At 68.8% G+C, this 13,663-nt stretch carries 15 protein-coding genes; 5 read left to right on the forward strand and 10 right to left on the reverse strand.

Annotated features, from left to right (window positions below):
• The first annotated feature begins 1 nt into the window (after nucleotide 1).
• The gene (locus tag V2J85_RS07260; protein WP_330820968.1) at nucleotides 2–901 is read left to right on the forward strand and encodes a leucine-rich repeat domain-containing protein; all 900 of its coding nucleotides are present in this window, start codon (nucleotides 2–4) and stop codon (nucleotides 899–901) included.
• Entirely contained in the window at nucleotides 898–2,892 is a 1,995-nt protein-coding gene (locus V2J85_RS07265) for a hypothetical protein (protein WP_330820969.1), read from the forward strand. The genes V2J85_RS07260 and V2J85_RS07265 overlap by 4 nt, the downstream gene beginning before the upstream one ends.
• Nucleotides 2,893–3,015: 123 nt before the next feature.
• On the opposite strand, the gene V2J85_RS07270 is transcribed toward V2J85_RS07265, so the two are convergent.
• Nucleotides 3,016–3,354, reverse strand: coding sequence for an ArsR/SmtB family transcription factor (locus tag V2J85_RS07270; RefSeq protein WP_330820970.1), 339 nt, complete (start codon nucleotides 3,352–3,354; stop codon nucleotides 3,016–3,018).
• 231 nt (nucleotides 3,355–3,585) lie between these two features.
• Here V2J85_RS07270 and V2J85_RS07275 point away from each other — a divergent pair, with 231 nt between their 5' ends.
• Together V2J85_RS07275 and V2J85_RS07280 are read left to right on the forward strand one after the other, a co-directional pair.
• Nucleotides 3,586–4,587, forward strand: coding sequence for a zinc-dependent alcohol dehydrogenase family protein (locus V2J85_RS07275; protein ID WP_330820971.1), 1,002 nt, complete (start codon nucleotides 3,586–3,588; stop codon nucleotides 4,585–4,587).
• Nucleotides 4,588–4,838: 251 nt separating this feature from the next.
• On the forward strand, nucleotides 4,839–5,270 hold the full coding sequence (locus tag V2J85_RS07280) for a DUF4440 domain-containing protein (RefSeq protein WP_261957698.1): 432 nt from the start codon (nucleotides 4,839–4,841) through the stop codon (nucleotides 5,268–5,270).
• A 349-nt stretch (nucleotides 5,271–5,619) separates the two neighbouring features.
• Here V2J85_RS07280 and V2J85_RS07285 read toward each other — a convergent pair whose 3' ends face one another.
• The 8 genes from V2J85_RS07285 to V2J85_RS07320 all read right to left on the reverse strand — a co-directional run bounded on the left by V2J85_RS07285 (nucleotide 5,620) and on the right by V2J85_RS07320 (nucleotide 11,697).
• Nucleotides 5,620–5,814 (reverse strand): DUF1918 domain-containing protein, encoded by a 195-nt coding sequence (locus V2J85_RS07285; protein ID WP_261958404.1) that lies wholly within the window; start codon nucleotides 5,812–5,814, stop codon nucleotides 5,620–5,622.
• 157 nt (nucleotides 5,815–5,971) lie between these two features.
• A complete protein-coding gene (locus V2J85_RS07290) occupies nucleotides 5,972–6,721 on the reverse strand; it encodes a hypothetical protein (RefSeq protein WP_261957697.1) in 750 nt (249 codons plus the stop codon).
• A 7-nt stretch (nucleotides 6,722–6,728) separates the two neighbouring features.
• Nucleotides 6,729–7,400 (reverse strand): RNA polymerase sigma factor, encoded by a 672-nt coding sequence (locus tag V2J85_RS07295; RefSeq protein ID WP_261957696.1) that lies wholly within the window; start codon nucleotides 7,398–7,400, stop codon nucleotides 6,729–6,731.
• A 117-nt stretch (nucleotides 7,401–7,517) separates the two neighbouring features.
• Entirely contained in the window at nucleotides 7,518–7,943 is a 426-nt protein-coding gene (locus V2J85_RS07300; protein ID WP_330820972.1) for a hypothetical protein, read from the reverse strand.
• On the reverse strand, nucleotides 7,924–8,991 hold the full coding sequence (locus tag V2J85_RS07305; RefSeq protein WP_330820973.1) for a serine/threonine-protein kinase: 1,068 nt from the start codon (nucleotides 8,989–8,991) through the stop codon (nucleotides 7,924–7,926). Before V2J85_RS07305 ends, V2J85_RS07300 begins: the two co-directional genes overlap by 20 nt.
• Entirely contained in the window at nucleotides 8,988–10,781 is a 1,794-nt protein-coding gene (locus tag V2J85_RS07310; protein WP_330820974.1) for an ABC transporter ATP-binding protein, read from the reverse strand. The genes V2J85_RS07305 and V2J85_RS07310 overlap by 4 nt, the downstream gene beginning before the upstream one ends.
• A 120-nt stretch (nucleotides 10,782–10,901) precedes the next feature.
• Nucleotides 10,902–11,060: a hypothetical protein gene (locus V2J85_RS07315; protein ID WP_261957692.1), complete on the reverse strand. Its 159-nt coding sequence runs from the start codon at nucleotides 11,058–11,060 to the stop codon at nucleotides 10,902–10,904.
• A gap of 226 nt (nucleotides 11,061–11,286) precedes the next feature.
• Nucleotides 11,287–11,697: a RidA family protein gene (locus tag V2J85_RS07320; RefSeq protein WP_261957691.1), complete on the reverse strand. Its 411-nt coding sequence runs from the start codon at nucleotides 11,695–11,697 to the stop codon at nucleotides 11,287–11,289.
• Nucleotides 11,698–11,730: 33 nt separating this feature from the next.
• Between V2J85_RS07320 and V2J85_RS07325 the strand changes: the two genes are divergently transcribed.
• Complete coding sequence (locus V2J85_RS07325; RefSeq protein ID WP_330820975.1) at nucleotides 11,731–12,249, forward strand: hypothetical protein; 519 nt, start codon at nucleotides 11,731–11,733, stop codon at nucleotides 12,247–12,249.
• 206 nt (nucleotides 12,250–12,455) lie between these two features.
• Here V2J85_RS07325 and V2J85_RS07330 read toward each other — a convergent pair whose 3' ends face one another.
• Nucleotides 12,456–13,649 (reverse strand): macrolide family glycosyltransferase, encoded by a 1,194-nt coding sequence (locus V2J85_RS07330; RefSeq protein ID WP_261957689.1) that lies wholly within the window; start codon nucleotides 13,647–13,649, stop codon nucleotides 12,456–12,458.
• Nucleotides 13,650–13,663 lie beyond the last annotated feature (14 nt).

The following is a 13,663-nucleotide window of genomic DNA, read 5'->3' on the forward strand; positions in this document are numbered from 1 at the left end:
CATGGAAGCCACGGCTTTGGAACAGAGACTGCGCGAGCATCCCGACGACGTTGCGGCGTGGCGCGCTTATGCCGACGCGCTGCACGAACGAGGCGATGTCCGGGGGAAGTTGATCGAATGGGAACGACGTTCCCGAGTGGCGGGCAGCGCCGAGCGCGAGCAACTGGCGTCGGAAATACAGCTGTTGTCGGAGAAGCACCAGGACAGCTGGGACGCGGAGTTGCCGTCGGGGGTATCCGTCGAGGCGCGTCGGCACGGGTTCGCCACGAAGGTCGCCGTCGATTGGTCCGACGAGGCACCCGCGTTGATAGCAGAGGCCCTGCAGGGCCCCTTCGTGACCGCATTGCGGATCAAGGCGGGTGATGACCCGGAAGGCGAGGAGTGGGGGCACGAAGAAGAGCATTGGGACGAGAACGGACCGCTCATGCCGCCGCCCATCGAGGCGGACGGTCTCGCGAGCGTCGACCTCGGCCGGCTCACCGCCCTCGACCTCTCGTACTTCCGCATGGGTGACCCCGGTGCCGAGGCCCTCGCGGCCGCGACCGGGAGCGGCCGGATCGAGACGCTGGACCTGCGGTACTGCGCCATCGGCGACTCCGGTCTGGCGGCCCTCACCGCATCCCCGCAATTCGCGGCGGTGCGGCGCCTGCACCTCCAGTGCAACGCGGTCACCGCGGAGGGCGTGCGCTCGCTGAGCGGTTTGACGAATCTCATCGAGCTCGACCTCCGGTACAACGACATCGGCGAGGACGGCGCTGACGCCCTGCTGTCGGCACCGTTCATCGGCTCGCTCCAGCGCCTCCTGCTGTACCGCGACGACGTCTCCGAGGCGGGCGTGCAGAAGCTCGCCTCCGCCCCTCAGCTCCCGACCACCCTGCGCAGCTACTGGAGGAGCGTGTGAGCGCCGAACTCCGCGACCGATTCTTCGCCCTCTCGACCGGTGAGGCCACCGGCGAAGAGGTCGCCCGCTACCGCGCCGAGGTCGACGCGACCGACACCGAGCCCGCAGCGACGCTCGACGGGCTGTCGGTCTCCTGGCACCCCACCGCGCGCCACAAGTCGGTGCGCTTCGTCGACGCCGAGCGCATCGACGCCGATGTGCGCGAGCTGTTCGCCCGGCCCAGCGAGGGCGCGCCGCACCTGGCCGCCGTCTTCGTCGATCCCCGCGAGCTGTCGTTCCGTACGTTCGAGAACATCGTTCCGCTGGACCACCTGTTTGCGGACGTCCCCCTCGATCTGGAGCTCGCCGAGCCCGTCGAGCTCGGGCAGGACGCGTACGCGCTGTCGTTGCGGCTGCCGGATGCCACCCGCGCCGGCCTGGAACGGCTCGACTCGCTCAACCTCTACGTCCCGCCGCTCAACGCCTCCTCGCGCGGCGGCGAACGCTTCATCTTCCACTCGGCGCTGCTCGCCGAGGCGCTCACCAAGGCAGTGACGGCGTCGATGCCGGAGGCGACGCTCGACGGCTTCTCGCATGTGAATCCGGTGTTCCGTTGCAATCGCTTCGAGCCCGGCGACAGCAACTTCCACCACCACCGCGATACGCCCTACTACGACGCCGCCCGCGGACATGTCTCCCGCTACACCGTCCTGCTCTACCTCACCGGGGGCTCCGCCGATCCCGCCCTGGACCTGGTCGGTGGGCCGGCGGTCTCCGAGATCGAGCCCCTCACCTGCGTGATCTTCGACCAGCGGTACGAGCACGAGGGCGCGCCCTTCCGCGACGGCCGCAAAGTCTTCCTGCGGACCGAACTCGTCTTCAGCGAACCGGACGTCACGCACGATCCCGAGATCGGCGCGCTGTTCAGCAAGGCCTGCTATTGGACCGGCGAAAGCGTCTTCGCTCCCGAGCTCGCCCGCCATGCCGACGCCTACTACAACCAGGTCGCCGCGGCGCATTGGAACGGCCTCACCTCCGGAGAGACCGGCGAGCCCTTCGTCCACAAGCAGTTCCGTGGCGTGCATTTCCTCGCGAACGGCTACGACTTCTGGTTCCCGAAGAGCGACACCCTGTCGCTGGCCGAATGCGCCGCGATCACCCTGCTCGACTACTTCAATTGCAAGCTCGGCGACACGGCGTTCCGCGATCTGTGCGACACGGCGGTGGTCGAGGCGGAAGGCCCGGACGGCACATGGATTCCCGCCTTCCTCAATGCCAAGTACTCCGAGAAACCGGGCTCACCGGGTCCCTCGGACTCGTCGATACCGTCGCCCTCGCCCGTGTCGTCGTTCGACAAGTCGGCCTTCTTCCCGGATGGGGAAGAAACGGACAACGTGTGCTGCCCGTTCCATGACTTCGGCAGGTTCGACGCCACGCGTTTCGATGAGATCGTCGATCTCTACGAGCGCGCTCAGTCCTTCGCCAAGGCGCACATCATGCCGGCGCCGATCCTGATGCTCGGCGAGGACGTGGTCCTCGACCCGGAAAAGTTCGTGATCCGGGGCAACCAGATACACATCCTCAGCAAAGACCCGCTGACGCCCGTGAACTTCGCCGCGTGCTGGAATTCCGGCGGGACTCCCGACAATTACATCGACGTCGCGGCCACGGTCGGTGCGGCGCACTTCCTCGTCCCCCCGATCGTCTTCAGCGAATCGGACGACTGCTACCACCTGCAGTTCGACTTCTTCCGCAACACCTGGATGGTGCGGCACCAGCAGTCGACCGTGCCCGTCCCCATGATCCGCCGGCTCAGCGAGATCGATGCCGAGGAACTCGACGACGAGGAGGCGTTCCCGTGGATGGACGCCGTCGATCCCTCGCTGGTCACCGGCGGCTCCGCTGAACCCGCCGCCCGTACCCCCTGGTGGGCCGACGAGTCCCCGCTCGTCGACGAGCTCTACGAGCACATCAGCGAACGCCATGAGTTCTACGGTGAGGACGACTACTAAAGCGAGGACGCCTACTGGAAGGAACCAGAGGGAGCGGGAGGAGGCGGGGGCGCACCTGCCCCTGCTTCTTCCCACTCCCGACCGCCGCCCAGCCCGAACCGCCCGCCGGCCATGGCCCGGGTTTCATTCCCGCTCGCGCTGCTCCATGAGGGCGCGGAGAAGCCCCGGGAAGGCTTGCTCGAACTCCTCGCTGCGCAGTGCGTTCATGCGGGAAGTACCCGCGTAGTACTGCCTGATGAGACCGGCCTCGCGCAGAACGTGGAAGTGGCGGGTGGCCGTGGACTTGCTGACCGGCAGGTCGATCGTGCCGCAGGCGAGCTCCCGGCGAGCGGCGTACAACTCGCGGACGATCCGCCGGCGTATCGGGTCGACCAGGGCCTCAAGCACCTGCTGCAGGCTGATCTCCCGGATGTCCGGGTGGGACGGGACCCGCTCCGGCCCGCTCCGTCGTGCTACCGCCATCGCGCGTTGACCTCCCACGCTCGTCCTACGAAGTCCAGCAAAGCCTGACACCCATCAACATACGACATCCATCAAAATATGACACCAGTCAAAGTACGATCCATGTCGAAGTTTGACAGCTGTCGTACCTTCCGCTTGAGTGAGGCCCGACACGGCGGCGCGGTTGCGGCAGTTGTCTCGCCGACCACGCACGCGGGTCGCAACTCACGTCCATGAACAGGGGGATGCACGATGACCAGAACAGTGCGGTTCCATGAGCACGGTGGCCCGGAGGTCCTGCGGCTGGAGGACCTGGAGGTCGGCACACCCGGCCCGGGTGAGCTGCTGATCCGGGTCGACGCGATCGGCCTCAACCGTGCCGAGGTGCTGTTCCGCGACGGCAACTACATCGAACCCGTAAGGGAGTTCCCCGCCCGGCTCGGCACCGAGGCCGCAGGCGTGGTCGAGGCCGTCGGCACGCACGTGACCGGATTCGATGTCGGCCAGCAGGTCAGCGTGGTGCCCGCGTTCTCGATGAACGACTACGGCGTCTACGCCGAGCGCGCGCTCGTCCCCGCGTCCGCGGTGGTACACCGCCCCGACGAGCTCGACGCGGTCGGGGGCGCAGCGGTATGGATGCCGTACCTGACCGCGTACGGGGCGCTGGTGGAGGTCGGCGGGATGCGTGCCGGGGACACGGTCGTACTGACCGCGGCCTCCAGCAGTGTCGGGCTCGCCGCGATCCAGATCGCCCACCGCGTCGGGGCGGTGCCCATCGCGACCACCCGCACCGGCGCCAAGAAGGACGCGCTGCTCAAGGCGGGGGCGGCCGACGTGATCGTCACCGACGAGGAGGACGTCACCGCGCGAGTGCTCGACCTGACCGGAGGCCGGGGTGCCGAGTTCGTCTTCGACGCCATCGCCGGCCCCGGCGTCGTGGACCTGGCCAAGGCGGTCGCCCCGGACGGCACGCTCTTCCTGTACGGCGCACTGAGCGGCGATCCGACCCCCTACCCGGGGTTCGAACTCGGCATGCCCGCCCTGAACATGCGCACCTACACCGTCACGCAGGAGACCACCGCCGACCCGGAACGCCTGCGCCGCGCCGTCGCGTTCGTCTCCTCCGGCCTGCGCACCGGCGCGTTCCGCCCCCTCGTGGACCGCACCTTCCCCTTGGACGGCATCGCCGAAGCCCACCGCTACTTGGAAGCGGGCACCCAGGTAGGCAAGATCGTCGTCACCGTCGACCACTGAGCCTTATTGCGCAGATCGGGCGAACGGGCCGGAGCCGCAAGAGGCTGCCTTGCGGCTCCTGACGGCCGCGTCCGGTGGCCCGCATGCGTACCACGCCCACACCCAACGACTGGGCCGCCGCCATTTCTCGTCTATTCAACTTTGACTAGAGCACTCACAGCACTTACCCTCCGTTCGTAGTCAAACTTGATGAGCTCTCGATGCGTGCGTACGCGACGCGTGCCCGAAAGCCTTGAAGAGGAGGAGCCAGCGTGACCGTTCTGCCCCGGACCGGCTATGTCCCGACCGCCGAGGACCGCGCGAGCCTGGACGCCTGGTTCGCGGAGTACGACGCCCAGAGCGCGAAGCGCAACGTCGAGCGGATGGCCGACATGGCGGCCTTCCCCCTCAATCTCGTGAGTGACGACGCGGCCGGAAACGGCCGTTCGGCACAGTGGGACCGCGAGCGGTTCATCGCGACGATGACCCATGTCATGGGGGACGGGGGCGAGGACATCACGTTCGAGTCGACACGCACGCCCGTCTTCCTCTCCCCCGCCATCGCCGTGGTCTTCACGGACTCGACCATGACGGTCCAGGGCGAGACCCGACAGCTGCGGTACGCCGACATCCTGATCAGGCGGGACGGAACGTGGGCGTTCCAAACGATGATCCAGGGCGGCTGGGGCGACAACCTCGGCTGAGTCCCGGGCCGACGGCACGACGGAGCGGGGGCGGGTTCGCGAGGGCACCGAGTGCGGGGCGCACCACGGTCAGACGCCGGTGTGTGCGCCACCTCCAGCCGCTGCCCGTCGTCGTACCCGATGACATGGCTCTGCTCGCGGTGACCCGAACGGAGACGGGGACAGGAACGGGAACGGGAACGAGAACGGGGACGGGGACGGGGACGGGGACAGTGACAGGGGCAAGGACGGGGAGCAGAGGCGTCTGAGGGGTGCCGTCGTGTCAATGACGCGGCGCTGACGGCTCGACGCCTCCACGCCTCGACGCCTCCACGGCCCGTCCGATCGACGGCTCAGCGTCGCGACGGCCTCATGCTTCGGCCGCGAAAGGCCGCACCACGGTGTCCGGGCCAGGAGACATGATGGTCTCGTGACCGTCCTCGAAGCGCACCCGATACGGCGGGCCGCCGTTCGCTCCCAGCACCTCGATGACCTCGGCTGTCCGGTCGCGCTGCCCGACGATGCGCCCGTGGATGAGCAGTCTGTCACCTACGCTGACCTGCATGATCATGCCTTTCTGAAGACCGGTTCCGGCCCGCATGGCATCCCCGTGGCAGCACGCCGCTATGCACGGTGTCACCGGATCGGGCGTAGCGTCACGTTGCCAGGGGTGAGGCTGCAACGTCTGTCTCCCCGTGCGGAGGCCGCTCCGCCGGGAGTGATCACCGGGCAGTGAAGTGCGCGGTGGCGAGGACGTGGCCGTCGGTCGAGGTGAGGCGGGCGCCCGAGAGCGTGGAGGGGTTCACGGAGGCCGGGGTGCCCCAGTAGGCGTAGCCGTTGCGGAGGTTGAAGGTGCCTAGCCGGACGGTCGTGCCGTCGGTGCGCTCCAGTGTGCAGGTGGCCTTTCCGCTGTACCGGATGCCGGCGTCGGCGAGGTCGACGGACATGAAGACCCAGCCGCGTGGTCCGGGATGGGCGTAGATCTCGCCGACCCGTTGTGGAGGGTTCGTACCGGCTGCGGTCATATTCGCCCGCAGCATTCCCGCCCCGGCCTGGACGGACGGCGCAGGGCCGGCGGCCAGGTTCTCGATGGCGGTACCGACGGCCCAGCCGCCGAACCCGAAGCCCAGCGCGAGTACCGCCGCGGCGGACGCGACCCGTAGCCGTACGCCTCTGCGGAGTCCCGTGCGGCGGAGCCCGGAACTGCGCGCGGGCTCGCGTCCGTCCCGCGCGGCCTGGAGCCGGGTCAGCCGTCGCGCCACCCGGGTCTCGAAACCGGCCGGCGGCTCGCGGCCGGGCAGGAGGGACAGCAGCCCGTCGCCGGCGAGGGCGAGCTGCTCGATGTACTCCCGACAGTCCGCGCAACGGTCCAGGTGAGCGGCCGCCTCGGCCCGCTCCCGGCCCGAGAGCACGCCGAGGGCCAGCTCGGCACCGGTCTCGTGCAGCTGTTCGCAGGTCAGGTCCTTGTTCATGGCCGCCTCATTCATGGCCGCTTCGCTTCGGAGACGCGGGATGCGGATCGGCGGGATTCGCAGGTGCGGGATTGGGATGCGTGGGGTGGACCGTGGAGTTCGCGGATCCGGGGCCCGGCGAGGTGAGAGTGGTCCGCAGTTTGCCCATGGCGGTCCGGATCCGGGTCTTGGCGGTACCCAGCGGGATGTGCTCCCGGTCGGCGACCTGCTGAGCGGTCATCCCGTAGATGCCCGCCATCACCAGGGCGCGGGCCTGTTCGCCCGGCAACTGCGCCACCGCGGCCCGCAGGGCGGCCGACGCCTCGTCCGCGAGCGCCCGATCCTCGGGGGTGTCGGTCACCGCGCCGAGGAGCGCGTCGAGGTCCTCGGGGGCCACCGGCTCGGGCCGACGCGACCGGACGGCGTCGATGGCGAGGTTGTGGGCAATGGTCGTCAGCCAGGTCGTCACCGATCCGCGGCGCGAGTCGTAGACCTGCGCGTGCCGCCACGCACGCTCGAAGGTCTGCTGGGCGATGTCCTCGGCGAGCTGCGCATCGCGGGTGACCGCGAGCGCGACGCCGAAGACCGTGTGCTGGAACCGCCGTACGAACGTGACGGCGAGCTCCGGATCACCCGTGGCCAGGCCAGCGAGCAGCGCCTCGTCGGGGATGCGTCCGACCGGGAGCTGCAACCTCTGCATACCCTTGTCTACGGTCCGCCCCGGCCAGGGGATTGCCCGGCGGTTATGGAAGACCACGCATTCATTCTCCCTCCGGGTCACCGCTCCCTTGCCACGGTCACGACATGCCGGCCGTGGCTACTGAGCGTGTACGGATGCGGTGGGGTGGGTGACCTCAGCGGGCGGGGTCGGCGTCTTCGCCACACCGCACCAGGCGACGAAGGCGATGATGAACACCACTTCGGCGACCATGCACAGGACGCCGTAAGGGGGATCCCAGCCTTCTTCCTGGTAGTCGGGCAGCCCGACGGTACGGGACAACGCGAAGCCGAGGACCATGCCACCGCTGACCAACGTGCCGAGCAGCCACGCCGGTACGGGGTTGCGCCGCGCGAGACCTGCCGCGGCAACGAGGAGCGCCACACTGCCGATGGCGAACAGGATTCCCATGTACGGCGTTTCTTCGAGATGTTCGGGGACGAGGAGGAGATGGGCCACCGCGCTGAGGAGCGCGCAGACGGCGGCAACTCCCCTCAGCGAAGCCTCAACTGTGTGAGAAGACATCGGTGCCTCCCGGAGCTCGCCGGGTCGGAGGCATCGGACGCACCCGGCACTCGGCGAACCGTGTCCGGAGACTGGTAGTTGGTGACTGGTAGTTGGTGACTGGTGACTGGTAATTCGTGTTCGGTAACTCGTGTCTGATGTCTGGTGTACGTAACGAGCCCGGTGAATGGTTCATGATCGTCGGCGATGCGTCGACCGGCGGTCCGCGGCGGCCGTACGGCAGCAAGCCCTCCAGCGCTGCCGTGACTTGGGCCATGGAGGGCCGGTCACCCGGTTCGGGGGCCAGACAGCTGTCGATCGCCGCGGTGAGGGTGTGGGGCAGTCGCCGGCGTGTGCTGACGGACGGTGCTCGTTCGTCGAGCTGGGGGTACCGATCGGTCTCGGTGTCGTCGAGGGGGACGTCGAAGGGGACATCGCCGGTGGCGGCCTCGTACAGCGTGCTGCCGAGGCCCCAGACGTCGGTCGCGGGGGTGAGCGTTCCGCCGCGGGCCTGCTCGGGGGCGAGGTAGCAGAAGCTTCCGATGCCCGGCGGGGCGGAGCCGGGAGGGCGGGCGATGCTCAGGTCGAGGACCATTGCGCGCCGACAGCCGACCACGATGTTGGACGGCTTGATGTCCAGGTGCAGCAGGCCCTGGCCGTGCAGGTAGTGCAGCACCGAGCACAGGTGCAGGCCGAGCAGGGTGAGGTCGTTGGTGGCCAGGCGGCGCCGGCGGCGGTCGAGGAGGTGGGCCAGGGTCTCGCCGGTGAGCGTCTCCAATACGACGTACGGTTCCGGGGTTTCACCGGATTCGTAGGCGCGGACCAGGTGCGGGTGGGTGAAGGTCTGGAGCCAGTGGCCCTCTTGCAGCAGTCGCTCGCGCAGCCTCCGCTCGCCCCGTCGGGCCGGACGCAGCACCTTCACCACGCATCGGCACTCCCGCTCCTGGCTCCAGGCGTCGTAGAGGTCCAGCCAGCCGGTGCGGCAGAGGTGGGCGAGGACCTCGTAGCCCGGGGCCACGTACGCTCCGGCCGCCAGCGGCGGGGGCTCGGGGGACGGCGTACGGCTCATGACGGCACCTTGGCCAGCGGGGTGTCGTCGGGGCCGTGCAGCCGGTACAGCCGGGCGTACGCCGCGCTGCGGCTGAGCAACTGGCCGTGCGTGCCCTGGTCGGCGATGCGGCCGTCCTCAAGGAGCACGATCTGGGTGGCGTCGCGGACGGTGAGCAGGTTGTGGGAGATCAGGATCGTGGTGCGTCCGCTCATCAGCAGGCGCAGTGGTTCGAGGATGCGCCGGCCTGATTCCGCGTCGAGGCCGGTGGTCGGCTCGTCGAGGATGAGGAGCGGAGCGTTGCGGATCATGGCACGGGCGATGGCGAGACGCTGTCGTTGCCCGCCGGAGAGCAGCCGGCCGCGCTGGCCCACCACCGTGTCGGAGCCCTGGGGAAGTTGGCTGATGAAGCCGTGTGCGTCCGCGGCGTGAGCTGCCGCGACGATGTCTTCCTCGCTCGCGTCGGGACGGCCGTAGGCGATGTTGTCGCGCACCGTGCCGTGGAAGACCAGGGTCTCCTGGAGCAGCACGGCGACGTTGTTCCGTAGGTCGTCCAGGCGCAGATCACGAAGGTCGTTCCCATCGAGGCGGAGGGTTCCGTGGTCCGGGTCGTAGAAGCGGAGCAGCAGTTTGGCCACGGTCGACTTCCCGGCTCCGCTCGCCCCCACCAGTGCCAGGATCTCGCCGGGGGCCACGGCGAAGGAGACGCGGGAGAGGGCCGGCTCGGTCGTCCCCGGGTACCGGAAGGAGACGTCGTCGAACAGGACCTCACCGCGGGCGTGCCCGAGTTCGCGCGGGGTCGCGGCCTGGACGACTTGGGGCCGCTGGTCGAGCAGTTCGATGATCCGCTCTGCGGCGGCGGACGCCGAGTAGAAGGTGTTGCTGAGGCCGGACATTCCGCGGATCGGGCTGTAGAGCCGGCTCAGCAGGGTCAGGAAGACCATCAGGCCGCCCAGGGTGAGGCGGCCCTGGGTCAGCTCCCAGGTGCCCAGGCCCATCACGAGCAGCGCGCCGGCCAGCTCGATGACGTCGATGACCGTGGCGTACACCGCACCGATACGGGCCGACGCCATGGCCGCGCGGAACCGGCCGAGGTTCTCGCGCTCGAACCTGCCGTGCTCCCAGCGCTGCCGGTTGTACGCCTGCACGAGGACGATGTTGCCGAGGGCCTCTTCGGTGACCGCGCTGACCGAGCCGCTGCGGCGCCGCCGCTCCCGCGAGGCGGCCTTCACCCGCCGGGAGAAGCGTCGGGCGGTCCACCAGAACAGCGGCCCGATGAGGAGGGCGAGGACGGTCAGGTCCCACCGGAGGTAGAACAGCACACCGAGGAAGATCCCGAGCCGCAGCACCTGGGCGATCGCGTCCACGATCCCGGAGAGCAGGAACGTCTCGACCGCATCGACGTCCCCGGTCACGCGGGAGAGCACGTCCCCGAGCCGCCGCCGCTCGAAGAATCCGAGGGACAGACCTTCGACGTGGCGGAAGAGATCGGACCGCAGGGCCAGCAGGAAGCGTTCGCTGACCCAGGTGGAGGTCACCTCGTCGGCGAAGGCGAGGACGCCGGCGAAGAACGTGAGCGCGAGGTAGGCGAGGGCGATCGGCAGCAGGAGATGCAGATTGCCCGGAACCAGCATGTCGTCGATGACGATCTTGAAAAGCCAGATCTCTGCCGCGTCGACGACCGGGTCGAGCACGATGAAGGCCAGGATCACCACCAGCCAGCGCCGGCCGCCGCGCGTGTACGGCCAGAAGCGCCGGAACACATCGCGCAGGGGCACGGGCGGAGCGGGCGCGACGATGCCGTCCGTCATGGGTTCCGGGGAACGCAGGGAGGGAGGCCGCTCGGAAGGACGCGCTGTCTTCTTTCCCCCGTCCTCGCCGTGCGCGTCACCGGGGGAGGAAGCGATCGGCCGCGCGCTGCTCATACCGCCTCATGCCTCACGCCGCACCGACTGATGCGGCCGGGCGAAGGCCCGGCCGCCGACAGTCAGCAGGAGTGATCGGTACCTACCTTCATCGGTGGCCCCTGTCGTGACCACGGTGTCCACCGTGACGCCGGTGCCGACGCCGACGGCGGTCGAAGTCGTCATCGCCTGTGTCCCTGCGCCTGCCCGTCGTCGAGCGGTCACGACGGCGGTCGGCCAGCGCGGGAGTCAGGATTTGCAGGACTCCCATGCTCTTCCCTTCTTCGTTCCCCCTCCGTCAAGCCCCCCTCGAACCACCCATCACTCACGTATACGGAGGAAAGTTGAAAAGGGATTCAACCAGCGTCCGGCATCCGTCAGCAGGGCCTCGCGGCCCTTCGACGCCGGCGCTTCAGGAATCGAGCACGGCGGCGACGGCCTCGATCTCCACGAGCTGGTCGGTGTAGCCGAGCACGGTGACACCCATCAACGTGCTGGGAACGTCGTGGTCACCGAAGGCGTCCCGGACCACCTCCCATGCCGCGACCAGATCCTCCTGGCGGTTGGAGGCGACCAGAACGCGGGTGTTGATGACGTCGTGCAGCTCCGCCCCGGCGTCGGCCAGCGCGGTCCGGAGGTTCTCGACGGCCTTGGCGGCCTGCCCGGCGACGTCTCCGATCGCCGCGGTGGATCCGTCGTCGTTCAACGGGCACGCCCCGGCGAGGAAGATCAGCCGGGACTCAGCGGGGGCCGTGGCCGCGTAGGCGTACTCGGCGACATCGGACAGGGAGGCGGAACGGATCAACGTGACGGCACGAGGCACGGACATTCCTTTCGCGGCGTGTGCGGGACGCCCATGACCCTCTCAAAGGACCACTCCACATTCGACGCAATTTCCCGGCCTGCCGACCGCCGCGGAACCGGCCGACCAGACCCCCTCGTCACCGAACTGCACCTGGTCCACGGCGCGCTGACGTCCTGGGCCGCGTCCGTCGGCGAGGCGCTCCCGGGGCTCGCCGAGTGGATCGAGCGCGTGCGTGACGGCCTCGACGCCACCGACGCGAAGTATCCGTTCGTGCTGTACGGCACCGACTGGCTGGCCTTCGCCCACCTCGTCATCGCCGTCGCCTGCTACGGGCCGTACCGCGATCCCGTGCGCAACATCTGGGTCATCGAGTTCGGCATGATCGCCTGCGCCGGAATCATCCCGCTCGCCCTCATCTGCGGGCCGCTCCGGGGGATCCCCATCTGGTGGTCGGTCATCGACATGCCGTTCGGCGTCTTCGGCGTGCTCCCGCTGCTCGCCGTTCGCCGTCTGATCAAGCGTCTGGAGCGACTGGACCGCACTCCCCACGCGGAACCCGTCGCCGCGTGAGCCGTCGTCCTCCCACCCACGCCGCATAACCGACCGCCGGGCAGGGCAGGCGGGGTAACGCGAGGGGCTCACGCCTGGAGGGTGGGCGTATCCCTGGAGGGCGGGTGTGCAACGGGTATGGGTGATGGCGCCCGTTGCACACCCGCCCTCGACCGGCAGCAACACCTCTGCGGTGAAGCGGTGTTCTGCAGTGATCAGCCGTGCGGTCAGCGGAGATAGTCCTCGATCACGTCCGCGCCGCGGGCGGCGCCGCCGCTCTCCCGGACGACCTTGCGCATCCGGTCGAGGTTGGCGCGTACCGTGGGGTCGGAGGCGACGCGGGCGACCGCGGCACGCAACGACTCAGCCGTCACCGTCGCGGCGTCCAGCCGCTCACCGAGCCCCAGTTCCTGTACCCGTCCGGCGTTGGCGGCCTGCTCGGGCATCTGGGGGACGGCTATCAGACCGACCCCGTAATACAGCGCCTCCATCGTGGAGTTCATCCCGGTGTGGGAGACGAAGGCGTCCGCATGACGGAGCACGGCCGGTTGGGGAAAGCGGGGTCGTACGTCGATGGTGGGCGGTATCTCGCCGAGTTCGGCGATGTCCACATTGCCCACGGTCATGGCCACTTGGTACGGGCCCTGACCGAATGCCTCGATGCAGGCGCGGTAGAACTCGGGCCGGTCGTTGAAAACCGTACCCAGCGAGATGAACAGCACGGGCGCGTTGGGGTCGGCGGGCGACCACGGTTCGTCCTTCTCGCGGCTGCCCAGCGAGGGGCCGATGAAGTGGAAGCGTTCGTCGAAGGAGTCCCCCGCCGGCTGGAACTCCCTCGGTATGAACACCAGGTTGAGCTTCTCCGTCACGTCCATGAGGTGTGCCGGTTCGAGCTCGACACCGTGTTCGGCGGAGAATTCCGCGCACTCGGGACCGAGGGCCGCGGTGAAGGGGTTGGTGTTGGCATCGGCATTGTCGCCGCCGCCGTGGCTTGCCATGAAGTTGGCGAAGAGCGAAAAGGTCTCATTGGAGGCGAAGTTGGGAATACAGCGTACGGCGGGAATGCCCAGCTTCTCGGCGACGACGCGGGCCGACCAGTTCATCGCGTCGTAGCAGATCGCGTCCGGCAGCTCACTGAGGCAGTGCTCGAGCAGCACGGGGTAGGCCGAGCGCATTGCCGTGAACAGGTTGCGCGTGAAGTTCGCGATCTCGGCGGGGCCGAACTCGCGCGGCGGCGTCAGCATTTCCCACGGCGGCAGTTCCACCCAGCGCGCGCCCGCCCGGATGACCGCTTCGGAGTGTTCCGCGCTGGTGGCGTAGTCCACTCGGTGTCCCCGCCGCACGAGTTCCTCGACCAGCGGGAGGGTGGGGTTGACATGCCCGTGCCCGGCAAGGGTCACGAATAACAGGTGTTTCGGCATATCGCACACTCTAC

The sequence above is a fragment of the Streptomyces bugieae genome (genome assembly GCF_036352915.1).
GTDB lineage: Bacteria > Actinomycetota > Actinomycetes > Streptomycetales > Streptomycetaceae > Streptomyces > Streptomyces endophytica.

Bases quoted from the DNA above. Each gene is read 5' to 3' on its own strand.
- V2J85_RS07260 (WP_330820968.1), top strand. From the start codon at position 2: ATGGAAGCCACGGCTTTGGAACAGAGACTGCGCGAGCATCCCGACGAC.
- V2J85_RS07270 (WP_330820970.1), bottom strand. From the start codon at position 3,354: ATGGCGGTAGCACGACGGAGCGGGCCGGAGCGGGTCCCGTCCCACCCG.
- V2J85_RS07275 (WP_330820971.1), top strand. From the start codon at position 3,586: ATGACCAGAACAGTGCGGTTCCATGAGCACGGTGGCCCGGAGGTCCTG.
- V2J85_RS07285 (WP_261958404.1), bottom strand. From the start codon at position 5,814: ATGCAGGTCAGCGTAGGTGACAGACTGCTCATCCACGGGCGCATCGTC.
- V2J85_RS07290 (WP_261957697.1), bottom strand. From the start codon at position 6,721: ATGAACAAGGACCTGACCTGCGAACAGCTGCACGAGACCGGTGCCGAG.
- V2J85_RS07295 (WP_261957696.1), bottom strand. From the start codon at position 7,400: ATGCAGAGGTTGCAGCTCCCGGTCGGACGCATCCCCGACGAGGCGCTG.
- V2J85_RS07300 (WP_330820972.1), bottom strand. From the start codon at position 7,943: ATGTCTTCTCACACAGTTGAGGCTTCGCTGAGGGGAGTTGCCGCCGTC.
- V2J85_RS07305 (WP_330820973.1), bottom strand. From the start codon at position 8,991: ATGAGCCGTACGCCGTCCCCCGAGCCCCCGCCGCTGGCGGCCGGAGCG.
- V2J85_RS07310 (WP_330820974.1), bottom strand. From the start codon at position 10,781: ATGACGGACGGCATCGTCGCGCCCGCTCCGCCCGTGCCCCTGCGCGAT.
- V2J85_RS07315 (WP_261957692.1), bottom strand. From the start codon at position 11,060: ATGACGACTTCGACCGCCGTCGGCGTCGGCACCGGCGTCACGGTGGAC.
- V2J85_RS07325 (WP_330820975.1), top strand. From the start codon at position 11,731: ATGACCCTCTCAAAGGACCACTCCACATTCGACGCAATTTCCCGGCCT.
- V2J85_RS07330 (WP_261957689.1), bottom strand. From the start codon at position 13,649: ATGCCGAAACACCTGTTATTCGTGACCCTTGCCGGGCACGGGCATGTC.